Origin of the sequence: Rothia mucilaginosa (genome assembly GCF_901875305.1) — a bacterium.
GTDB lineage: Bacteria > Actinomycetota > Actinomycetes > Actinomycetales > Micrococcaceae > Rothia.
Genome location: NZ_CABFLY010000004.1, coordinates 66,075 through 90,346 on the forward strand (window position 1 = coordinate 66,075; position 24,272 = coordinate 90,346).

The following is a 24,272-nucleotide window of genomic DNA, read 5'->3' on the forward strand; positions in this document are numbered from 1 at the left end:
CCCTTGGGCTTGAGAGATTGCCTCTCAGCCCAGGGGCTTTCTGCATGCCAGCGACAGCTTATCTGAGTGCCACCGTTAGCGGGTGATAATCGCGAAGTCGCTACTGGACAGATTCGTGAAATTACCAATCTGCGCGTTCAGGCGGCACTTAGACGTCACCGACAGCGCCGTCACCACCCGCTGATCCTCAGACACCAACACATGCCCCGAACAACCATCCGAAAAACTAATCAACTGAGCATCCGGAGAAATCGCCTGAACCAGCGTCGAAAACTCACCCGTACGCGGCAAAACCATCAACGGATTCAACTCATCCGCGCCGCTCGGCCACACCGGAACCACTGTCACCGGCAAAACACTCTGATTCACCACACGAGAAGGAACCCGCAACTCAATCGACCGCAAACGCTGAATCGGGTACGCCGTCGAACGAACCTCCCTGTCAGAAATAGCCTTCGACGTCTCAGAATCAATACGGTTCACCCACTCCTCAAAAGCACGCGAATCCTTAAACTCAGCAGACACATTCGCCCGAACCTGCACCACACCATTAGCCGGGATACTCACCCCAGACAGATTCCACGAACACGGAACATCCACCGCAGTCACACTCGACTGATTCTTCGACACACCAGAAGACGCCTGACCGGCATCCCACGTCACCGAAGCACACGAACCACCCTCAACACCGGGAAGCACCTGCAAAATATCGCCCCGAAGAGCCGACTTCTGCGAAGAAAACTCAAAAGTCAGGCGGGCACTCTTATCCCGCGGGTTATACGTACCCTCAATACGGGTACCCAAACCACTCGGTAAAGATGCCGAACTACGGCTCGACGCAGACCATGACTCGGCCGTCTTAGGTGAACCCTTACCGCCGTTCAAACCCACAAAGACGAGTACACCCACAAGGATTAGAGAACCCAGGATAGCGCCCCACACCAGCGGGCGGCGCAAGGGCGAACGGGCAGGCTCCTCTTCCTCAACGACCTCATCAGGCACATATACCGGCTGCTCCACCACAAAAGGAGCGCGGATAACCGTCTCATTCTGTGCCTGACCCAGCGACGGCATGCCCGCACCATACAGCTCCGTAACATTCTGCCCAGGTACCGCAGAAACCGCAGGCTCAGCACCATGAACCACCGTAGGCGTGTACCCCACAGCACCCGAAGACACCTCAACCCACCGAGGAAGCACCGTATCAGCAGCGAAACCCTCAGCCAAAAGACGCAACTTAGCGGCAGCCTCAGCTGCACCAGGACGCTGAACCGGGTTCTCCGCCAACATCCCGTGAAGCACCTCAGCCACCTCAGCCGGAATCTGCGGCGACACCTGCACCGCACCACCACGCGCCGGAAGAGGACGCGACGCCACCAACAACTCATGAAGAGTCACCGCGCACGCATAAACATCCACCGCCGGAGTAGCCACACCATGCGCAGAACGCTCCGGAGCCATATACCCCGGAGTGCCAGAAAACGAACGAGAAGCCCCCGAACCCGCAGAGCCAGTAAAAGAAGCAATACCGAAATCAGCCACACGAACCTGCTGATCCAGAGACTCCCCCAAAACACCGCTCAGCAGAACATTCTCCGGCTTAATATCCAGATGCATCACGCCCTGACGGTGAGCAAACTCCACCGCATTCAGAACCTGCACCATCAGACTCAACGCCAAACGAACCGGCAACGGACCCTCAGAATCCAGCTTCTGACGCAACGAACCGCCATGCTGAAACTCCATCACCAGAGCCAGCACGCCACCCTCAACCACCATGTCCGTCAACGGCACAATATGAGGATGCGACAGCGCCAACAACACCGAACGCTCACGCACAAAAGACTCAAGAACCACAGGGTTCTCCGCAAGCTCCGGACGCAAAACCTTCGCCGCATACAGAGCCCACGAGCCGCTCATCGTAGCAGCCCACACCTCACCGACCGCACCAGAACCCACCCGGCGCAGCAAACGATACGAAGAGCCAAGGGGAGCGCCCGCAACCAAGCCCCCAGCAGGCTGACCAGCAGCCTGCTGGGCAGGATGAGCATCACGACGCTCCGAGCCGGAGTACTGCGGCGAACCAGCAGGTACAGTCACGGGCTAACTCCTTAACATCAACTTCACAACAAGCAGGAAGACTCCCCAGACGGGGCGACCCCTACAGCAAAATGGCCGGTAAAGTTACACGATACCTCACCACACGCCAGACAAGCCCTACAGCCCGCCACGGTGCTGAGAATCCTCAGGGCTCATCAGCTGCACTAGAACCGGCGACCCGGCAAGGAACGCATAGCCACGACCAACGCTCAGCTGAACCGGGGCACGCCTCGGAATAGAACCGAACATGTCCATATCCATATCAACATTCGGCTGAACCACGGCACCCGTACGGAACTTACGAATAGCCTTCGTCCAATGGCTATACAAAGGACGCAAATCAGTCGGCTTACCCGTAGCAATAATGTGAACGTCCGGGAAATCACCCTTCACAATCGCATCAAAAACGTTCATCGGGTCATCCACACGGTCACCGTCATCAATCAGCAACAGCACCGGGCCCGCGGCATCCTGCAAAGCCGCCTGCACCTGAGCAGAAGCATTCTTGCTCTCAAACACCCGGTCAAAAACGCCCTCCGGCGCATTCACCAGACCGGAACGCTGATCGAAGACAGCCCAAACCTCCGGAACCTCAGCGGCATCCATGCGTGCATTCTCCGCCGCGGCGGCATCACCAGACGCCAACGCCGCAGACACCGCCTGCTTCGCCGCTGCCCTCGCCCGAGAAACCAGACGAGCAAACGCAACCAGCAGAGAAGACTTACCCGAACGCGGATTACCCGCAACCATGGCGTGCTCACCCTCATACAGCTCGAAAGCACACGCCTCCAACGTAGCCTCCGCAATACCCACAGGGATACGCCACAGGCTCGGAGAAAACTCGGCAGCAGGCATGCTCTCCCACGTAACCCACGACGGCAGCTGACCAATCACATCACGCTTAGCAGGAGCCTGCGGGAAGCGCTCACGAACCATAGAGACGGCCTCCTCCACGCCAACAGCGGGAGTAGCCACCTGCATCTGACGCAGATGCTTCGGATCAACGCAACGACCGGGAATGGCGGCTGGCACATTTGTACCGCGAATACCGTACGACGAATAATCGTGAATATCGCTCAGCTGGAAGAACCACGTCTGCAACGAAGCATCAAGAATCTGCGAGGGGATATTCTTTGCGCGACTCGTCGACACCACGCAGTGAATACCAACAGCAGGGCCGTCCGCATACACGCGGTAAAAATTCGCCAACAAATCCATGCTCACAGCGTCAGAGAACTCATCACGCAGCGTCGCAAAACCATCCAAAACAATGAAAAGAGGCTTACGGCGTGACGCATCAGCACGGCGAGCATCAAGCTCCGACTTCACAAAACGCAAGAAACGGGCCTGACGCTCCCTGGCGCCCTGACCGGTACCCACAGCAGACACAACATGCGGCAGGGAGTGTAGAGCCAGCAAACCGTCAGCGCCCATATCCATCAGAACAATATCGATGTCCTCCGGCGAATAATGCTGAGCCAAACCCAGCACCACAGACTGAATCGTCGTGGTCGTACCACTACCGGCAACACCCACCAACAGCAGGTTGCTCATCTCAATATTCCAGCCCATAGGCACCTGACGCTGCAGTTCAGGCTCATCACCCAAAGTGCACATCAGAACACCGTCCCGGACACCACCCACAGTGGGAAGATCCGGATCGGGGAAGCCACGCACACCAAAATCAGCCAAATCAACATACGAACCCAACGGTTCAGGCCAGACCTTGCGAGGAGCAACCGCGCCACGAGCCGCATGAGCCGCCACAACAGCATCAATCAGCAGATCCAGGTCATTCGCATCATTCGACGACACCTTCGGACGAGCGCGCTCCGAACGAGGAATACCGATACTATCGGTCGCACGAACCTCCAGAGAAGTCACCACCTCAGTGCCACTCTGACCCGTCACCAGGGCAGTCTGCACCGGCGAAATATCATTCTGGCCCAGCTTCACATAGGCGCGACCCATCTGCGAACGCGAAATCTCCGAAGCATCCGGAACACCAATCACGTTCGAAGAATCCTCACGGCTCTGCACACGCAACGCCACACGCAAGTTCGTATTCGCCAGAATGTCATCATTCACCACACCGGCAGGACGCTGAGTCGCCAAAATCATGTGCACACCCAGGGTACGACCCACCGCACCAATACTCACCAGCGACGACAGGACATCCGGGAAGTCCTTCGCCAGCATCGCGAACTCGTCAATCACCAGCAACAGGCGAGGCATCGGCTCCGGAGGGTTTGTCGCCAAATAATCCTTAATGTTATCCACACCCTCGCCAGCGGCTGCAAACAGGCGCTGACGACGGTCCATCTCCGCCTCCAACGACTCAATAGCGCGGTGAGCCAACTGAGCATCCAAGTTGCTCAAAGTACCAATCGTATGCGGCAGACGCTCACACGTCTTAAACGCCGCACCACCCTTAAAGTCAACCAGAATGAAGTTCAAACGGCTCGGATCGTGGTGCGCAGCCAAACCCGCCACCAACGAACGCAAAAACTCACTCTTACCCGAACCAGTGGTACCACCCACCAGACCGTGAGGACCGTCCTTCACCAAATCCAGCGTGAACGCACCAGAGTCGCCTACACCAATCTCGGTGCTGAAACCATTAGCCTGCGACCAAAACGCCTCAATATCCTCAGCACTCGGAGGGGTCGGCAAACCAACCAGCTCAGGCAGCTTCACCAGCTGCGGCAAACCGCCGCCCAGAAGCAGACGCTCAGGGTCCTCATGATGCGCCAAAGTACGCGCCACATGAAGAGCATCCTCAGCGCTCACACCGGCGAGCACACCGTCAGTGACCGTGTAACGGCGGCGAGGCTCCGAATAGGTGATAGAAGCCTCCTCGCCAATCTCCACGACCGAAGTACACGACGCAGGAAGACGGTCAACAGAAGAAGCCAACACAATACCGGCAACACGGCGAGCACCCGCAGCAGCAGTCTTATTCGCCATCAGACGCACTTCATCGCCGTACGCCAGAAGGTCGCGTGCCGGCGACTCACGGCCCTCAGTGAAGGTATCCGAATCAACGACCACGCACAGGCCGCGGGTCGGAAGAGACTCAATGCCGTTGTATAGAGAGCGCAGCATCTGATCCGACTGCTCCTTACCAGAAGCAAACCAACGCATCTGCTGGTTCTGCGCCATATGCATGTGCGGAAGCCACGACGTCCACACCCAGTCCTGCGAGCGCGCCGAATCAGCACAGACCGCAATCGTCATATCCGCAGGACCCGTGTGGGTCGCCGCCTGCAGCACTAGGCTACGTGCCAGGGCAAGAGACTGCTCACGCGGACCCACAATACCGATAGCGCCGCCCTCACGCAGGTCAGCAACCAGCGGGGTATCCCACAGGGTATTGTGCTCAAGAATATGCTGAACCTCAGGCTCAGGATTGTTCGGCTTCGTCAGCTCAGGAGCCCAATGAATATGCCCAGTACCCACATGGAAAGTCAACAGGTCAGGGCTGGTGCTCCGGCGACGCCACAGCGTCATTGCAGGAAGAAGCGCCCGCAGCTGAACGGCATCCGGTGCCGGGGCAAGGTCGTGAAGACGCTCAATTTCCTCACGGTTACTCAGAGCGATACGTTCCTTGAACTTCTCCATTTCCTGCTCAAAACGCACACGCTCCTTCACCTTATCTTTAGCGTGACGACGTTTCTGCTCCACCCACATACCAATACTCAGAATGGGGCTGAGCATCGCGAAAAGGGCGTAACGAATCTCCTGCATAATGGCGACCATTGCCGCCGCCATAATAATCGGGCCCACCGCCATCGCAATATTGAACTTTGGCGGGTCAGAAACGTTCTTGCGGGTGGGCGCCTCCACTTTCTCCGGGGCGCTCAACGCACCCTGACGCGGCGGACGGTTAAACGGCGCGGTGCCCGATGCGCTCACATTCGGGGCGCTACCGGGGCGAGGTGCGGCCTTCTCCTGAGGAGCAGGCCGCAGGGTCAGAACGCAATCACCAACATGGATCGTGGTGCTCTCAGAAACAGTCAGACCCCCCTCAGGGATTTTCTGACCCTCCACAAAACTACCGTTCGTAGAACCCGGGTCAGTGATGCGCACCTTCTGAGTGTTTGTCGACTCATCATGCACCACCTGCAGGTGCAGATGCTCCCATGATGCGCTCGCTGTGGGTAGCACAATGTCGGCGTACGGGGAACGACCCGCCACCAGAGGACGCGAAGAAGGGATAGGGCGCGGTAGGGTAACCGTCGAACCGCCGCTCAAGCAGATGCTCCAGCCCTGCACCAGGGAAGGGTAGGAGAGCGGTGCCCTAGAGATGCGCATACCCTCCATCGGCTTGACCTCCGCCAGGGTAGAGGAGGCTGTCACCGGGCGGTTATCGCAGTACAGCGGCTCGTCTGCAGGCAGGGAGGAGCCACCGGTCGCCTGGACGAGATCAGCGATGGTCGTCTCAGGCTGCCAGGAGTCTAGTTCATAGCTCCCGTTATGCTCTTCAAGATCAAGGAAAAAGCGCATAAGGTGTTCTCCAAAATAGATAAATCGTGAGCCCCGCTGGTGAACGGACTAGAAGTGATACCCGAAAGCTGGGGTGTTATGGGCTGGCTCTGCACAGTAGGCTCCGTGTGGAAAGGCTAGTCGCGAGATTCTGAAGTGAACGTGCGAAGCATCCACACGGGCGGATTCACCGCATCCGTTGAGGAAGACCCGCCCTGAATCATCGAAGCTTCCGCGGTCGGGTAAAGAAGACCCACCTGCCCGCCCGCGGCGTAGGAAGACGAAAAATCCAACGGATACGCGACCGTAGAATCTTTAGCGTCCAGACGAAGGGTTTCTAGAACCCGTCGAACCGCCTCGGGAGTGTATTCACGAACATGGCTCGTGGCATACGCAAAAGCCAAGAGCGCGTTATGGGAGGGAGCATCCGCCCACGCTGCCGCTTTTGAGAACGCCTGTTCGCCTGACAAATCCTTAAGCGAAGAATCATTCTTCATACGCTCAACCGTCGACACAAATGCCGAAGAAGCACGACCGGCATCATCAGCACTCAACGCCGCCGCACGTGCCTGTACGCGCCCCACAATGCGAATATTGTCGGTCAGGGAACCGCCGTTCTCCAGAAGAAGCCGCATAAAAGGCTCTGTCAAAGCTTCCTCTCCCGCAATCACGGGAGACGTAATGCCCGCCCTCTGAAGAGAACGAAGCACCTTCGCCTGAGTCGATGCCGATCCCGTCAAAACCAGAACAGGAGAAGAGCCCGAAGACTTATCGCCCAGAAGGCGCGTTAGCTCCTTGAGAGTGTCCTTCATGCTGTCTTCATCAGCAGAAACCTGAACGCGATGCGTATAGGGAAGGTCCGGCGCAGAGCCCTCACCTGCATCCAACAGAATGGTGCGCACACCATCAAGCCGCTGCGAAGAACCCGCGCTAGATGCACCGGCAAGCGAACGAATAGCAGCCGTATAGACCTGCTTCTCCTGTTCAGGGTCCAGAGCAAAACTCCACACCCCATCGCCAGCATCTACCCGATCATACGTTTCAATCACCGCAACATTGCGTTCCTTAGCAGCAGCCGTAGCACCCCGAAGATGCTCACCCCGAGAAGCAAGCACAATACCCAGAGCACCCTCAGTAGAGAGCTTCTCTACCGCCTCACGGGCACCCTGCTCCGTTCCCTTATCGTTCGCATAAAGAACCTTTACAGAAGAATTACCCAAAGCCAGACGGTACTGTGCAACACGAGCACCCTGAGCATTCAGACGCCACGCAGACCCCTCAGCATCATCACCAAAAGTAGCAACAACACCAATAACAGGCTCACGACCAGAGGCCGGAAGAGAAATAGCCTGCTGAACCGTCACCGCAGACGCAGGGTTCGTACCCGTGCCAAGCGGCAAAGGCTGAGGGGTCACAGCGCGCACGCCATACCAGATCCCCACCACCGCAAGGCTAAACAGCACACACAGACTGACATACCACACCACGGTGCGCTGAGTGAGCCGCTTGCCCTCGCGGCGGTGAGGACCTGAATCAGAACCCAAATGAGGGGAAAACCCCACGGCTAATCACCAATCTGGAAGGTGTACACTGTCTTCACCTCTGCACTGCCGGCATTCGACAGATGGAAGGTAGGCAGAGAACGCAGACGTTGCAGCGAGGCCTTGAACTGCGCCTGACGCTTCTGCAGAGCAGCGATATCCTCGGAGCGGAGGTTCGTGTAACCCTGAGCGTTCTGCATCGCCAAAGCAAGCTGATAATCAGCCGCACCAGCCTTCGCGCTATTGCTCTTGAGTGCGCCCAAAAGGCCAGCGCCCTCAGCGTTGCTATCGCCCAAATCAAGCATGAGCTTCGACAGGTCGTTATTCAGCTGAACGGATGCACCAGCCAAATCGCGGGTAGCGTTCTCAGCGCGGGTGCTCAGAGCAACCAGAGAACGCTCAGTCACCGAATCCAGGGACTGGCGCAGACCCTCAATACGCTCATTCATATCCTTGTGCTGAACCTCGATAGAATCGCCAGCCACCTGAACCACGGTATTCGCGGTATCAGTAATACCTGCAATCGATGCGGCGAACGCCTCCTGGGCAGTCGAGGCGGCGGACGAACCGTTACTCGAAACCTTACGAATTTCCTCGTTAATCATGCCCGTTAGGGTGTCGCGAGTTTCGTTGGCAGAGTCCTTGAACGCTTCCTTAATAGCGCTGGAGAGATCTGCCTGCGTGTTCGTCATATCTTCCAGGTTTTTACCCAGAGCATTGACAGTATCCGAAGCTGAATGGATACGATCACGCAGAGAAACCTTAGCCTCCTCAGTAGGCTCTTCCTTCTTCTCCGCGTCCTGGTTCTGCGCGTTTGCGGCATCGTTCAGGGTCTTCTCAACCTCGCCCAGGGCACCATCTACCGCGTTCACAGCATCGTTAAGATTCTTGGCGTCGCGAGCCAGGCCCTCCTTGGGGTCATCCATAGAGGTTGCGGCAAGGACTTCATCCCATGCTGCTACGGCCGCGGCGATACGCTGCTCCATCGGAGTACGTGTAGCAGAGGTGTTTGGGGTGATGGTACGCCTGTTCGCGTTCTCCACCGTGATGGAACGCGTATTACCTTCAGTAGCGGTAGACTCGGCAGAAGGCGCTTCATTCTTCGACGGCTCTGCGGAAGGGGTCGTAGAAGCAGACTCAGACGGCGCAGGGCTAGGAGCCTCAGAAGACGGTGCAGCAGACGGCGAAGCCGCGCCACCACAAGAAGAAGCCGTCAGGTATCCACGCAGATGCTCCACCTGCTCAGCAGACAGAGAACCGCCGCGCTCAGTCGACAGAGCGCAAAGCTGCTCCGCCAGTTCCTTGTTCTGGGCGCTCATGGAACCAGAACCTTCCACCAAATCTGCACGAGCGGAAGCCGCACGAGAATGAACGTTCTTGATGCTCTCAATCAGACGACTCGACGTTTCCTTCAGCTGGTTCACACCCTGACGAGCCACGCTGACCTTCTCTCGCAAAGCGCGCACAGCATCAGCGTCAAGAGAGGACGGGTCCTTCTCCATCTGCTGAACAATCTCATCCATCTGACGCTTCAACGCCGAATAGTTGTTGTTCGCACCCTTCAAATACTCCGGCTGCAGGTGATCCACAATCTTCTCACCGGTAGTAACCAGTGCAATCAGAGAGCTCTGCACCGTCACCGACGCACCGAACAGGGCGCAGGTCACCGAACCGTTAGAAGAGCAAGTCTCGGCGGTCGGATGCTCCGGGCCCACAATCTCACGAATCGAAGCCGTAAGATCCTGCTGGCAGTCCGAGCTTGCCTCCGCATACGCGTTCAGGACCGCAGAGAGCTGAACCAAGTTACCGTACACGCTACGGCTACTTGCATCCTCCTCACGATGAACAACACAACGACCATCACTATGCGAAACGGACACATTGGGGCGTGCCGTCGTATCACCCAGCATGGTGTGAAGAGCCGCGACAGTACGTTCCAGCTGGGAAATCAGCTGAGAATTATTGGTACGCGAAGCCTCAGAAAGGTCCTTCTGAAGGCTCTCAATATTCGCTTGCAGACCCTGCATGGTCTTTGTCAATGATTCATTCTGAGTCTTCAGATGCTCGGCAACATCCTTACCGAAAGTTGCAGACGTATCATCCAGGTTCTGACGCACTTGAGCAACCTGTGAACTGGCGCTATTCAACGTTGAATTAACATCGTTGACGGTATCGATAGTGCGCTGCAGAAGCGCCACCTGAGACGCATCCTGAGAGGTGAAGCCATTAGTAATGATTCCCGCACCAGACAAATCGGAGGCAAAGCCAGGCTGCACCGAAATATTGAAGGTTGGTGCGCTAAAATCCTTCGCCTTAACCTTCAACACAAATGAAGAGGAACTGCCGGTCACCGGAGGCGCTGAAATAGCGCCCCACTGAACAACAGCCTTGCCTTCATCATTGGTGCTCACCACACCATTCGTCGACGAATCAGCGGCATCAGGGGTCGTAATAACCTGGGTCGGAGAGCCCGAAAGAACGGTAGAAGCAGCGATGGAGAACGGAGTACCAACCGGTGCGGGGCTAGTACGGCTGGTACCGGATGCATCATAGGTGACGTCCTGAGTCTTCACCGTCAGGTTCTCAACCGTAACCTTAATCGTGATTTCGCCACTATAACCATTCAAATCATTCAGGTTAGTGCCGCTACCGCGCTCGGTAGAATACTGCAGGCTTACACGCACGGGAAGGTCATTGACGACGTCCTTGGGCTTGAACTGAACGTTGCTCGTGGAGCTCGTGCGGTCCTTGTCATTAACGTAAATGTTGGTCGACTCAATCGAAGAGACATCGCCGTCACGGCCCATCTGAATATTCACGTTCTGCAGAACATTAGTAGCGTTCTTCACCTGGTGGGGGCTCTGGGAAGTGACAGTGCCCTTATCGGAAGGGGCGCTATTGTTGTTCGTGCCCGTGGAACAAGACGAGAAAATCAGTGCCGTAGTGACACCCAAAATCAAAGGGAATCGGAGTAGACGCTGACGCGCTGTGGTGTGGTTGGTCATGGTGATCTTTTCGTTGAGTTATATACCGTGCAGACACATAACAGCGGCAAGTCTGAAACACCACTGTAGAGTGCCCACCTGAGTGGAAAGGGTCAGGGGCAAAGCCGGAAAGAGAAAAAGCCCCGTACCACTTTATCAGTCCAATATGGGAAGGTTGATATTTTTTCCTCCTAGTTGGTGCTTCATCAGGATATTCAATTCAACCTTGAGGTGATAGTTAAAGGTATTTTTCATTTCGTTTCAGTCTAGTGCACTTACCGAACTCTATTCGACATAGAAAAACCCCACGGCTGAGGTTATTTCCCAGCCCAGGAACTTTCTCTATGCATGGGGGTTGTTGCCGTGCGGCACTACATCTTGATATCCGCTAGGCCGGTGATTTTGTTGCGCCTTCTGTATAGCTTCCTGAACAGGGGCTGCGTCCACTCGAGGTTATCCCACGTATCAACCCACGCCAGATCCTGCGGGTCCCGCATATCGGGCCAGCGGTCAAACTCGAGCCGGAACCGTACGATGGCCAGTAGCCGGTGGTTCTTGCCAACGGGGTCAAGCTTAGCGATTTCCTTACCTTTCTTGGTGTAGAAGGTGGCCTTGTCAGACCCTACCCCAGTCCATTCCAATTCTTCCTCCGCATCACCCTGGAAGTAGAAAACCTGATCGATAGCCCTAATCGGGTAGGAGGTCACGGCGGCGAACGGCGAGAGCTTCTGCTCCACATCGTCTGGCGTGATTTTCGTGTACACCAGGTGAACGTGCAGAAAGTGGTAGAGAAAGACGAGTAGCAGGATGAACATCAGAAGGTTGAAGAGGATACCGAGCTCAACCTGCGTGTAGAGGTAGAGAGCGAAGAAACCTGCCGGGAATATGGGTGTGAGAAGGCCTATGAGTGCTTCACGGCGGGGCACGCGCGTAATGTAGATGCCCTCGTCGCGCAGCTTCATGTCCTGGCGCAGGTGCCTATCATGCAGAACAATGATAGTGATGGCGCCGATGATTGATGCGAGGGTGTAGGTGCCCCAGAGCAGAAGGAAAAAGGTGTGCATGATGCGTGCTCCTCTTTCGCGGTGTTGGTGGTGTTCGTGCCGGTTGTGGCTCTTTGGACGTAGGGGGTAGTCGGCGCTTATCGAGCGGGCTACATATCGACGTCGGCAAGGCCGGTAACCTTCTTCCGCTCCCTAAAATACGGAACTGTACCAGGGCCACTATCTAGAGCATCCACCCGAGCAACATCACTCGGATTATTCATATCAGGCCAGCGGTCGTTCTCAATCCTGAACCGCACAATCGCCATGAGGCGGTAATTCTTGTGAATAATCGGGCAGAAAGCGGCAATGAGTTTTCCGGATTTACTGTAGAAAGACACGAGGTCCTGGTCGTCTGTAGAGGTTGCCTCGTAGTATTCAATGCCGTCAATAGCGTTGAAGGGATAGACGGTCGTGCGTGCTGACCACATGCGCTGCTCAATACCTTCGGGGGAGATGTTCACGTAGGCAACGTGCACATACCAGGCATACATCATAAGTCCGATTGACAGAAGTAATGCAATTGATTCATAGAAGATACCCGCAGAACCCTCGTCAACAAGATGAAGGTAAAGAAAAAGGCACGGAAATCCAGGGGTAAATATTGTTAGAAGAGCCTCTGCCTGATTAACTCGTCGGATGTACGCACCTTGGCGGCGGCGCGCTCTATCCTTCCATCGCTGAATCTCGTAATTGATGATGATGTAGAGCGTCCCGGTTACCGAGATGAAGGCCATAATGCCCCATAAGATAATCAAGAAAATGCGCATGGTGGGTTCTCATTTCGTGTGGTTGGTAAATAGGAAGAGCGCGCACCCCGTCCGCGCATCCCCGGAGCCTTCAGCTTGCGAACCGGGCTACATGTCAATCTCAGCCAGACCCGAGATTTTCTTACGGAACTTGAAGTACGGAATGACTTCAGCGGGGTTATCCAACCGGTTCACCTTATCAACGTCAGCCGGAATATCCAGGTAAGGCCAACGCCCGTACTCAATCCTAAATCGAGTCATAAGCAAGAGATAGTACTCGTCATAATTCGGGTTCAACGGGTTAATACGCGCCCCCGACTTGGTGAGGAACCAGGTGCGGCTTCGGGTATCCTCATCCGTGGACTCGCTATACACGACGCTATCAATCGCGCCAATGGGGCAGATCCTCGATCCGCGAATGGGGGTGCGCTGCTCAATACCTTCAGAAGAAATCTTCAAGTACGTGGCGTTAACGCTCCACAGGTAATACAAGAGGAAAGCAGTCATGAGTATGGATGCAATGTCTATAAAAGAGTTAGTCTCGGGGCCGTTGAGCGACAAAAAATAGCGGATAATCGGGAAGCCCGGGATAAAGACAATAATGTACGCCAGCAGCGCTTGCACGCGACTAATGTAGACGCCTTCACGCTTCTTCTTCGCGTCACGGCGTCGATTAATGATGTAGGCGGCCAGGGTGAAAAGCGTGAAAATAATCGTGATGAGGGAGCATGCGCCCCAAAAGGTAATAGCAAATTCTTGAGACATCATTTAGCTATTCGCTCCTTCAGACGAGTTGGAGTCGGCGATGGTAGCGGAGTACGCTTTTCTGCTTACTTCAGCCGTGCTCATAGTGTGTACGTCCTTGTGTGGTGGTTGGTGAATCGTGCTCGCTACGGTGAGGTGGCGGGCACATCTTTAGCCTATCGCATGGTATCTGACCAGAAAGTTAACTGGGTGCAAGGCTCGGGTGAAGACTGAGCGACCATTAGCCGGAGGGTCGACTCTGCGGCGAACCGGCCCCCATCGGCGCGCAAAATTCACCCCGCAAAACGCTAGAATCCGGGCCGTATACGGCGTGTTGACAAACTAATATTTCAGCAAAAATCCCGCCGGAAAAACGCGGACCAGCCCGCATACTCTAAGCCTTAACTAGAAGGTGCACTCCGCACGCAAAAACTTTAACGTTTAACCTCTAGAATAAGAAAAGGTTCAAGGTACGGTCGCACACCGCACTTCCACCGCTCACTCTACAGAAACACCAACCTCGAAAGGTGCATCATGACCACCAAGAAGTCCGCACGGCTTACCCGCCGCGCAGCCCTGGCCGCCGCCGGTGCTGGCGCAGCAACCGCCCTCGGCGCGCTGCTCACCCCCGCGCAGGCCTACTACAACCGACCCACCGTCCGTTACCGCCCGGCCTTCCGCTACACCTACCACTACAACGCCCGCTACGGTCGTCGCAATCGCGTCATCATCGTCGATAACGGCGGTAACTAAACCAAATGCCTAACCGGGATAACCCCGCGTTCGGCAAGAAAACATATACTAGGAGGCGGTGCCACACACCTGTGGCGCCGCCTTTCGGCGTATCATGCTATACCTTCCGCACGGTACGCCCACCACCACGGATAGAGAGAACTCATGAATAAGATCAGCCCCCTCACCCGTCGCTCCGCGCTCGGCCTCATCGCGGCCGCCGGTGGCGCAACCTTCCTGGCCGCATGTGGCGCTCAGCCCCAGGCAACCAGCGGCTCTGCATCTGCATCCGGTAGCGCTTCTGCTTCCGCTTCCGCATCTAAGACCGCACGTAGCGACTACTCCGGCGTTGCAACCCTCGACGGCTACACCTCCAAGCCTTCCGACTACCAGCCTGCAACCCGCACCGAGCCGTCCAAGAACGCCCCCGTGCCGACCAAGCCCGCCGTCGCCAACGAGAACAGCGTGGAAGGCCTGTACCAGTCCATCGCATTCTTCGGCGCAGCCATGGAATACTACATGCGTACCGGTAAGACTGAGCCGCTGCGTGAATGTGCACTCGATAAGTCCGAGCTGAAGAGCATGATTGAGCCGGAAGAGGGCACCATCGGTGAAAAGTTGGTTAAGGGTGAAGCCTGGATGCACGACGCGGCTGTCACCATCACCATGCTCACCGCGCAGCCCACCCGTGAGGGCGACACCTACAACTGGGATATCCGCATGACCATGGACCCCGGCGAGTTCATTGCAAGCAAGGATCGCGTGCAGGAAGCTCCCTCTGAATCGGAGCGTAAGGATGAGGTGGAGCGCACCCTGCACGGCGTGTACGAGAACGGCGCGTGGAAGCTGACCGGTATGCGTGCTTCTTCTTCGTCCTCGTCTTCTGCTTCCTAAAAGCTTCAGCCTAGAAGCATATAGCTTCTACACCTAAAAGGTGCCCGCCCCGTGGAATAAACCACGAGGTGGGCACCTCTCTAATACGGTGAAGAATTACCCCGCTTCTACCTATGCAGAAGCAAGCTTCTCCTCAAGCTCCTTCACAATCTTCGCGTGTTCCTTCTCAGAGATAGAAACCTTGAAGAAGAAGACGAGGAACGAGCACACAATAACGGCCAGCGGCACATAGAAAGCAGCCGTGTTGAACGTCTGAATGTTCTGCGCGGTGAGGCTATTAGGATCTGCACCGTTGGTCATAGCCGCAGCAACAGCAACCGCACCCACGATGCTGTTAGAGAGAGCACCAGCAATCTTGTCGAGCATCGGGCGGACGGACAGGGTAACTGCCTCATTACGCTGACCGGTCTTCAGCTGGCCGTACTCAATGGAGTCGGTCAGCGCCAAGATAGCGGTCATCTGGATGAAGGTGTTCGGGGTGTAGAACAGCACCAGTGCCACGTAGACCAGAGCCAAGTTCTGCGGGAAAAGAATGAACAGAATGTAGGCAACAATCATCATGGCCAGGCCGCACAGGTACAGGTAGCGACGCTGGATGAAACGGTTGATGGCCGGGTACAGCGGAGCCAGCACAAGACCGGTAATGAATGCGATAAGACCAACGACCGAGTACTGTTCCTTGTCACGGATGACGAAGATGAAGTGGTACAGCAGGAAGCCGGTGGTTGCCACGTTTGCAATGGAGAAGAGCAGGTAGCTCAGCGAAATCCACAGGAGCTGATCGTTCTGGCCGATAGCCTTGAAAGCCTGCAGCGGGTTACCGCCCTCCTCAGAGTGGGTACGCAGGTTGCTGTCCTGCTCGGTGGTACCGAAAGCCACAGCCAGTGCGGTCACAATACCCAGGATGCAGATGATAGCGCCGAAGGCAGTCCAACCAGCCTGCGAGTTGGACTCTGCACCAGCCATACCGCTGAAGAAGCCCAGGATGGGGACCACGGTGGTGGTCACGCCGTTGTAGCCAATCGAACCGGTGAAGGTAGCCAGAGAGGTGAAGATACTGCGCTCACGCGAAGACGACGAAAGCGCCGGAATCATGCCCCAGTAGGAGATGTCACGCAGGGAGTAGAGAACATCCAGAAGGATGAAGACGATGATGAAGACGATGATAAACAGGGTCTTGTCGGTGTTCACCAGACCAAAGAGACCGGTGAAAATCGCAAAAAGGAGAATCGACGAAGTGACACCACCGATAACCTGCCAGGGGTGGAAACGACCCCAGCGGGTTTTCGTGTTATCAACGAGGTTACCCAACAGCGGGTCAATAAAAATCTCTGCAATACGAATAATAAAGACAAGAAACGTAATAATGCCGATCATCGCGGCCGCTTCATCTTTTTCGTAGCTTGAGAACAGGGTCTGCGCAGCGTAGTACGTCACAAAGTAAGTGCTTAGTGCATTGTAGTATGCTGCCTGGCCCAGGTTACCGAATGCGTATGAGATTCGCTGAACCATGAGGCTCTTCGGCTTGCGCTTGGGAGCAGAGTGCTCCGCAGTCGCGGGGGCTCCAGAGGTGTTCTGGCCTGCCATCGCCTTCTCCTTCGAGGTTGACATAGATGTGGAAAAGCGTGTCGTAAGCTTTGATGGATAAATGTGTTTTATACCTTATCCAAGGGCTATTGAATGCCTTAAGTATATCGATTCAAGTTATGCACTTGCAGGAATTTTGTGAATATTTCTTTAACCGTTGAACGAGGGTTGAGAAGATTTCACCATCAGATACTCAAATGAAATTTTCAGATACGGCGCATATATGCACAATTTTGTGTTGAAGGTCCTATGTCCTTGTTTTCATCATCGCCTTCCGGCATCCTTAAGTGGACCACAAACAATGATGTATACGAGAGGAAGGAAGCCATGTCTTCCACCGAACGGACGACTCCCGTAGTCTCCTCCCAGTCACCCTCCGCAGCATGGCTTGAGGACCCCACTGTGTACGCTGTCAACAGGGAAGCAGCGCACTCCGACCATCACTCCTCAAACCCCCAGCAGAGCCTCAATGGCACGTGGGCTGTCCGCACTGCATGGGCCTCAGAAATTGACCTCACCACCGCAGAATTCGCCGCCCCCGCCCTCGACGAAAGCGACTACCAGAGCATCCCCGTCCCCGCAACCCTGGAAACTGAAGGACTCTGGCGCCCCGCCTACGTCAACATCCAGATGCCCTGGGACGGTCACGAAAACCCCGAAGCTCCTCACATCCCCGAGAAGAACCACGTAGCCCTCTACCGTAAGCACTTCACCCTGGAGGGAGACCTCAAGAAGATGCTGAGCGAATCGGGCCGCGTCGCACTCGCCTTCGAAGGCTTCGCAACCGCAATTTACGTGTGGGTTGATGGCACCTTCGTCGGTTACGCAGAAGACGGTTACACCACCACCACCTTCGACATCACCGATATCGTCAGCAAGGACGCAGAAGGCAACCACACCTTGACCGTCGCATGCTACGAATACTCGAGCGCTTCATGGCTGGAAGACCAGGACTCGTGGCGTTTCCACGGCCTCTTCCGCGCCGTGAACCTGGTAGCCCGCCCCGCAGTCAGCATCGCCTCCCTCACCGTTGAAGCAGACTACGACGCACCCACCGGCGAAGCACACCTGGATGCTCTGGTCACCCTCAACGGTGAAGAAATCAAGGCGTACACCCTGCAGGCCAGCGTCCTTGACGGCACCCAGGTCATCTGGTCTGGTACCGTCGCCGCCGAAGATGCATCCGTGCGCATCTCCTCCGATGCTCTCGAGGGCATTTCCCCCTGGTCGGCTGAATCGCCCTCTCTCTACACTCTGACGGTGGACCTGCTCCACGACGGCAAGACCGTAGAATCCACCAGCCAGCGCGTCGGATTCCGTCGCTTCCGCATCGAGAACGGAATCATGACCCTCAACGGTCACCGAGTCATCTTTAAGGGTGTCAACCGCCACGAGTTCCACCCGCGTACCGGCCGCGTCCTGACCGTTGAAGACATGACTTCAGAGATTCTCTTCTGCAAGCAGCACAACATCAACGCTATCCGCACCAGCCACTACCCCAACGATTCACGCTTCTACGCCCTGGCCGACGAATACGGTATCTACCTGGTTGACGAAGCGAACCTGGAAACTCACGGCTCCTGGTGCACCCCCGGTGACATCCCCACCCCCGAGACCACGATCCCCGGCTCCCGCATGGAATGGGAAGGCGCCTGCGTTGACCGCGTAGAATCCATGATTCGCCGCGACTACAACCACCCCTCCGTAGTGATCTGGTCGCTCGGTAACGAAGCATACGGCGGCGAAGTATTCCGCTCCATGTACCGCCGAGTCCACGAACTGGACCCCAACCGCCCCGTACACTACGAAGGCATCACCTGGCACCGCGAATTTGATGACGTCACCGACATCGAATCCGGTATGTACATCCACACCGATGTCGTCGAAAAGTACCTGTCGAACGACCCCAAGAAGCCCTTCATCATGTGCGAATACATGCACGCAATGGGCAACTCGGTCGGCGCTATCGACGAATACGTCGCGCTGGAACGCTACCCCCACTACCAGGGCGGTTTCATCTGGGACATGATCGACCAGGCACTCTGGCACCCCGGTGAGAGCGAAGGCGCCCCCGAATACCTCGCCTACGGTGGCGCATTCGGCGAACGCCCCTGCGACTACGAATTCTCCGGTGACGGTATCCTCTTCGCAGACCGCAAGGTAAGCCCCAAGGCCGCTGAAGTGAAGGCAGTGTACTCCAACCTGCGCATCACCCCCGACCAGAAGGGCGTGACGGTCGTCAACGACAGCCTCTTCACCTCCACCGCAGACTACACCTTCAAGGCTAGCCTGCTGGTCAACGGCGTTCCTCAGTGGCAGGAAGACTACTTCTTCGACGTAGCCCCCGAATCCACCCACGAGCTGGCAATTCCCTGGCCCCTGGAAGAATACGCTGCCGACAACGCAGAAGTAACCCTGGACGTCAGCCTCGTGCTCACTGAAGACGCCGCATGGGCTCCTGCAGGACACGAAATTGCCTTCGGCCAGTACGTCATCCCCGCATCGCAGGCTGAAGCAAACACCACTGAAGACGCAGCAGATGCGACGGTGACCGTCGGCCGCTGGAACGTCGGTCTGCGCAACAACCAGGCTGAAGTTATTCTGTCCCGCACTCAGGGCGGCATCGTCTCCTGGGTACACAACGGCACCGAGCACGTTATTCGCCCCCCGAAGCTCACCACCTTCAGGCCCCTGACCGACAACGACCGCGGCGCCGGACACGGTTTCGAACGCGCCCAGTGGACCGTCGCAGGCCGCTACGCCCGTTGCGCAAACGTTGCTGTCGAGCAGCCCAGCGACGACAGCGTGGCAGTGACCTACACCTACGAGCTGGCAACCCCCGCTCACACCGCTGTTACGGTCCGCTACGAAGCACAGAGCACCGGCAACGTGCGAGTAACCATCGACTACCCCGGCGAGAAGGACGCACCGTCCCTGCCCGCATTCGGTCTGGAATGGGCACTGCCCGGCGAGTTCTCGCACCTGCGTTACTACGGCCTCGGCCCCGGCGACTCCTACCCCGACCGTTGCAGCGGTGTCCGCCTGGGCGTGTGGGAAAGCACCCCCGAGCAGGACTACGCACCGTACCTGGTACCTCAGGAAAGCGGCAACCACATGGGTGTCCGTTGGGCTGAAGTGACGAACGACAGCAACCACGGCTTCCGTGTCCGCCAGCTGCAGACTGCCGGTGAGGGCCTGCACGTATCGCTCCTGCCCTACTCCTCCTACCAGATTGAGGAAGCTTCCTACCAGTGGGAGCTGCCCGAAAACAACCGCACCTACCTGCGTATCCTGGCAGGTCAGCTCGGTGTTGGTGGAGATGACTCGTGGGGTTCGCCGGTACACAGCCAGTACCACATCGATGCAACCGAGCCGCTGCACATGGACATTGCGCTAGAAATTATCTAACGCAACGCTCTGCACAGTAGCAGTAGACGCCTACCTCCGTGTAGCGTCCACAGCTCTCTAGAAAAGAGGCGCCCGCCTCGTGGTTTTCAAGCCACGAGGCGGGCGCCTCACTTATATACGCAATAAAGCATATACCCTTATTGGGATGCTACCAGATGCGCACGCGCTCCTCCGGAGCCAAGTACAATGCATCGCCCTCAGAGACACCAAACGCCTCATAGAACTCATCAATATTGCGCATTACACCGTTCACGCGGAACTCATCCGGCGAATGCGGATCCACCGAAATCATCACCTCAGCATGCTGCGGGCGGGACTTCGTGCACCAGCCGCGAGCATTCGAGAAGAAGAAACGCTGAATACCGGTCATACCGTCAATCACCGGCGCATCAGCCAGCGACTCAATACCCTGCTTCTTCAGAGCCAAGCGGTACGCCTTCAACGCAATCGACATGCCGGACAGGTCACCAATGTTCTCGCCCAGAGTCAGCTCACCGTTCACGTGGAACTTCTCGTCCAGACCCACCGGAACGTACGCGTTATACTGCTCCACCAGGGCTGCGGTACGCTCCTTGAACTTCGCGTAATCCTCCTCAGTCCACCAGCTCTCCAGCTTGCCGTCGCCGTCATAGCGGGAACCCTGATCGTCAAAACCGTGACCAATCTCGTGGCCAATAATCATGCCGATATTGCCGTAGTTCGCCGCATCATCAGCATCCGGGTTGAAGTACGGCGGCTGCAGAATCGCTGCCGGGAACACAATCTCATTCGCCGGCGGCATGTAGTACGCGTTCACGGTCTGCGGAGTCATCAGCCACTCCGACTTATCCACCGGCTGACCCTTACGGGCAATCAGCCAGTCAGCGTCAAACGCACCGGTACGGCGCAGGTTCTCAAACAGGTCACCGGGCACCAGCTCCAGTGCGGAGAAGTCACGCCACTTATCGGGGTAACCGATCTTGGTGACGAACTTCGACAGCTTCTCCAGTGCCTTCTGACGGGTTGCCTCAGTCATCCAGTCCAGCGACTCAATGGACTCGCGGTACGCCTCAAGGAGGTTGCCGACCAGAACCAGCATCTTCTCCTTGTGCGAGGGCGGGAAGTGCACAGCCACGTACTCCTGGCCAATTTCCTCACCCAGAGCCTTCTCGACAGCGCCCACGCCGCGCTTCCAGCGCTCACGAATCTGCTGGGTACCGGAAAGGGTCTTGCCGTAGAAGTTAAAGCTTTCCTGAACCAGCTCGTCGTACATGAACGGCGCACGCGAACGCAGAACAGTCCACACAGCCCACAGCTTCCAGCTCATCAGCGGGATGGAAGTGAACAGCTTCGCCGCACCCTCAAAGAAGGATGGCTGACCCACAATAACCTGACCCAGGGTCTCCGGGTCAGCGCCGAGAGCCAGCAACCACTGGGAGAACGGGAAGCCGGGGAACTTCTCCTCCAGCTCGGTTGCCTGGTACGGGTTGTAGGTCGCCTCCGCGTCGCGGTTCTCCACAACGTTCCAGTGCAGGCGAGCCAGCTCAGACTCGTGAGTGAACACCAGCTGAGCCGCCTGCTCCGGAGCCAGGCCGAAGCCCTCCGCCAGGCCGGTCAGCTGGAACATACGGGCAATATGCTCAACGTACGCCGCGCATGCCTGCTCGTGCTTCTCTTCGCGGTAGTAGGATTCGTCCGGCAGGCCCAGACCCGACTGGTACAGGAAGAACGTGTAGTTCTTCGGGTCCTTCGGGTCATTGCTGGTGTACCAGGCGAACAGCTGCGGCAGGCCCGCACGAGACAGCAGCGCCAGGGTCACAGCCAGGTGGGAGGGGGATGCCGAGTTCAGAATCGGGGCGATTTCCTTCAGCAGCGGCTCCAGGCCGTCTGCCTCAATCTTCTCGACGTCCATGAAGGAGTTGTACAGCGCGCCGATACGGGATTCCGGCTGCTCCTTCGCAATCTTCTCCACCAGCTCACGCACGTGCTTCTCAGCGTTATCACGGAGGGTGTACAGGCCGCCATCCTTGGGGCGGTCCGCCGGGATTTCGTGGGTTGCCAGCCACTTACCATTGACGTGGCGGAAGAAATCGTCGCCCGGCTTGACGGTTTCATCCACCCATTCTTTAGTGATTCCAGAGTTAGTAGTCATAGTTCCATTCTATGTTCTTACGCCCGCAAGCCACAGGATGCCCGGCGCGGCACCAGATGCTGGCTCACCGGTAACAGGCCCTTCTCAGGGGCATTTTGCCGCTCCTCAGCGGGCTACGCGGGCGGCAGAGAAGGCGGTACGCCAGGATGCAGAAAACCCGCCCGCACGGTCACACAACCGTACAAGCGGGTTAACATCTACCCCCGAACTGTTGAGCAGTTCAGGAAAGAAGAAGCACTATTCGCTTAAGCCTGAGCCTTCGCCGCCAGCTTCTCTGCACGCTCAGCCATCAGACGCTTCTCAGCACCGTTGACCAGCCAGAGGAACAGAACTGCCAGACCCGAGCACACAATCATGAAGACGAACGCGGTGCTCCAGCCCCAGTGGTCAACAATAATGCCGATACCGGCAGAAGCCAGAGTTGCACCCAGCGCGTAACCGAACAGGCCAGTGAAGCCCGCAGCGGTACCCGCAACGTGCGAGGGGGACAGGTCAATAGCCTGCAGACCAATCAGCATGACCGGGCCGTAAATCAGGCCACCAATCAGAGCCAACGCAACGTAAGCAATCCACAGGGGTGCATCCGAAGAGGGCAGCCAGTACAGCAGAATCGCGCCGACGGTCGCAACCAGGAATAGGATGCCCGCGGGGGAGCGGCGACCCTTGAACATGCGGTCAGAAACGTAACCGCACAGGACGGTGCCGCCAATACCGGCAAGCTCCAGAATTGAGAAGCCCGCAATACCACCCTCAAGGGAAGCGTGGCGCACATCGTGCAGGTACTTTGGCGCCCACACCAGCACGCCGTAGCGCAGGGTGTACACGAACACGTTCGCCAGAGCCAGGTACACCATGGTCGAGTTGGTCAGCACGTGCTTACGGATGGTGGTCCAAGTGGACTCTGCACGATCCTCAGCGGTGGACTCAACCTTGTGCGGGTCGTTGCGGTACACGTCAACGGTGGGCAGACCCTCCGCCTCGGGGTTGTCACGAATCAGCAGCCATGCGACGAACGCCAGAACGAAGCTGATAACAGCCGGGAACCAGAAGGCAACTTCCCAGGTCTTGCCGAACATAGAGAAGCCCCACGCAACCAGCAGACCGGACAGCGCACCACCAACGTTGTGGGCGGTGTTCCACCAGGAAACCTTCGTGCCGCGCTCGCTGGTGGAGAACCAGTTCACGAGCACACGGCCCGAGGGCGGCCAACCCATGCCCTGGAAGACACCGTTGAGGACCATGATGGTCGCCATGATGGAGGCGATAGCGGCAGCGTAGCCCGTCGCGCCGGCACCTTCACCCATGTAGCCGGTCAGCGCCAGCAGGATGTTTGCAACACCCGAGAGCACCAGACCAATCGGCAAGAATAGACGCGCATTGGAGCGGTCAGAAATCATTGCGGTGAAGAACTTGCTGAAGCCGTAAGCCAGTAGCAGTGCGGTGGACAGTGCACCAATCGCGGCGTTGCTGAAGCCGAGTTCCTTGGTCAGAATCGGGGTGACCAGCGGGACGTTGTTACGAATCAGGTAGAAGGTCGCGTAACCGATGAAAATACCCATGAAGACCTGCAGGCGCATGCGCGGGTACTTTGCAGAAACTTCTGCCTCGTCCAGTTGAGGCTTGGGTGCCGGAATCGCGAGCCAGCGGGGTACAGAACCCTTCTTCTTCTTTGATGAAGCGGTAGTAGTCATGCTCGAATTCTAAAAACGGATTCTTATAAAAATGCTAATTTAATGGGAATGTTTTCAGTATAATGTTCACTAGGATGAACAGATATTCAGAGTGATTATTCTTTTAATACTGTTTTTGCCCCGGAATTACAGGGAAGTGCTGAATTTGTGTGATGTACATCTGTCTACTGGGCAACAGTGCTA

At 56.8% G+C, this 24,272-nt stretch carries 13 protein-coding genes; 3 read left to right on the forward strand and 10 right to left on the reverse strand.

What is annotated here, in order from left to right; genetic code table 11:
- Positions 1-75: 75 nt before the first annotated feature.
- From JX292_RS05820 to JX292_RS05850, 7 genes are all read right to left on the reverse strand, one after another.
- Entirely contained in the window at positions 76-2,100 is a 2,025-nt protein-coding gene (locus tag JX292_RS05820; protein ID WP_204862450.1) for a serine/threonine-protein kinase, read from the reverse strand.
- Between the two features lie 117 nt (positions 2,101-2,217).
- Positions 2,218-6,606: an FtsK/SpoIIIE domain-containing protein gene (locus tag JX292_RS05825; protein WP_204862457.1), complete on the reverse strand. Its 4,389-nt coding sequence runs from the start codon at positions 6,604-6,606 to the stop codon at positions 2,218-2,220.
- 116 nt (positions 6,607-6,722) lie between these two features.
- Complete coding sequence (locus JX292_RS05830; protein WP_239653665.1) at positions 6,723-8,000, reverse strand: molecular chaperone Hsp90; 1,278 nt, start codon at positions 7,998-8,000, stop codon at positions 6,723-6,725.
- Positions 8,001-8,149: 149 nt separating this feature from the next.
- On the reverse strand, positions 8,150-11,131 hold the full coding sequence (locus JX292_RS05835) for a chitinase (protein WP_204862459.1): 2,982 nt from the start codon (positions 11,129-11,131) through the stop codon (positions 8,150-8,152).
- Between the two features lie 350 nt (positions 11,132-11,481).
- Positions 11,482-12,174, reverse strand: a complete 693-nt coding sequence (locus JX292_RS05840) for a hypothetical protein (protein WP_204862460.1) — start codon at positions 12,172-12,174, stop codon at positions 11,482-11,484.
- An 89-nt stretch (positions 12,175-12,263) separates the two neighbouring features.
- Entirely contained in the window at positions 12,264-12,650 is a 387-nt protein-coding gene (locus JX292_RS09010; RefSeq protein ID WP_239653666.1) for a hypothetical protein, read from the reverse strand.
- A gap of 360 nt (positions 12,651-13,010) precedes the next feature.
- Complete coding sequence (locus JX292_RS05850) at positions 13,011-13,670, reverse strand: hypothetical protein (RefSeq protein ID WP_204862471.1); 660 nt, start codon at positions 13,668-13,670, stop codon at positions 13,011-13,013.
- A 510-nt stretch (positions 13,671-14,180) separates the two neighbouring features.
- Between JX292_RS05850 and JX292_RS05855 the strand changes: the two genes are divergently transcribed.
- Together JX292_RS05855 and JX292_RS05860 are read left to right on the forward strand one after the other, a co-directional pair.
- Positions 14,181-14,399 (forward strand): transcriptional initiation protein Tat, encoded by a 219-nt coding sequence (locus tag JX292_RS05855; RefSeq protein WP_204862473.1) that lies wholly within the window; start codon positions 14,181-14,183, stop codon positions 14,397-14,399.
- Positions 14,400-14,543: 144 nt separating this feature from the next.
- Complete coding sequence (locus tag JX292_RS05860; protein WP_239653667.1) at positions 14,544-15,272, forward strand: DUF6318 family protein; 729 nt, start codon at positions 14,544-14,546, stop codon at positions 15,270-15,272.
- 111 nt (positions 15,273-15,383) lie between these two features.
- Here JX292_RS05860 and JX292_RS05865 read toward each other — a convergent pair whose 3' ends face one another.
- Complete coding sequence (locus JX292_RS05865) at positions 15,384-16,859, reverse strand: glycoside-pentoside-hexuronide (GPH):cation symporter (RefSeq protein ID WP_239653668.1); 1,476 nt, start codon at positions 16,857-16,859, stop codon at positions 15,384-15,386.
- Positions 16,860-17,186: 327 nt separating this feature from the next.
- Here JX292_RS05865 and JX292_RS05870 point away from each other — a divergent pair, with 327 nt between their 5' ends.
- Positions 17,187-20,267 (forward strand): glycoside hydrolase family 2 TIM barrel-domain containing protein, encoded by a 3,081-nt coding sequence (locus JX292_RS05870; RefSeq protein WP_204862475.1) that lies wholly within the window; start codon positions 17,187-17,189, stop codon positions 20,265-20,267.
- 148 nt (positions 20,268-20,415) lie between these two features.
- Here the strand turns inward: JX292_RS05870 and JX292_RS05875 are convergent, their stop codons facing one another.
- Together JX292_RS05875 and JX292_RS05880 are read right to left on the reverse strand one after the other, a co-directional pair.
- Entirely contained in the window at positions 20,416-22,398 is a 1,983-nt protein-coding gene (locus JX292_RS05875; RefSeq protein ID WP_204862477.1) for a M13 family metallopeptidase, read from the reverse strand.
- 245 nt (positions 22,399-22,643) lie between these two features.
- Complete coding sequence (locus tag JX292_RS05880; protein ID WP_204862479.1) at positions 22,644-24,089, reverse strand: MFS transporter; 1,446 nt, start codon at positions 24,087-24,089, stop codon at positions 22,644-22,646.
- Positions 24,090-24,272 lie beyond the last annotated feature (183 nt).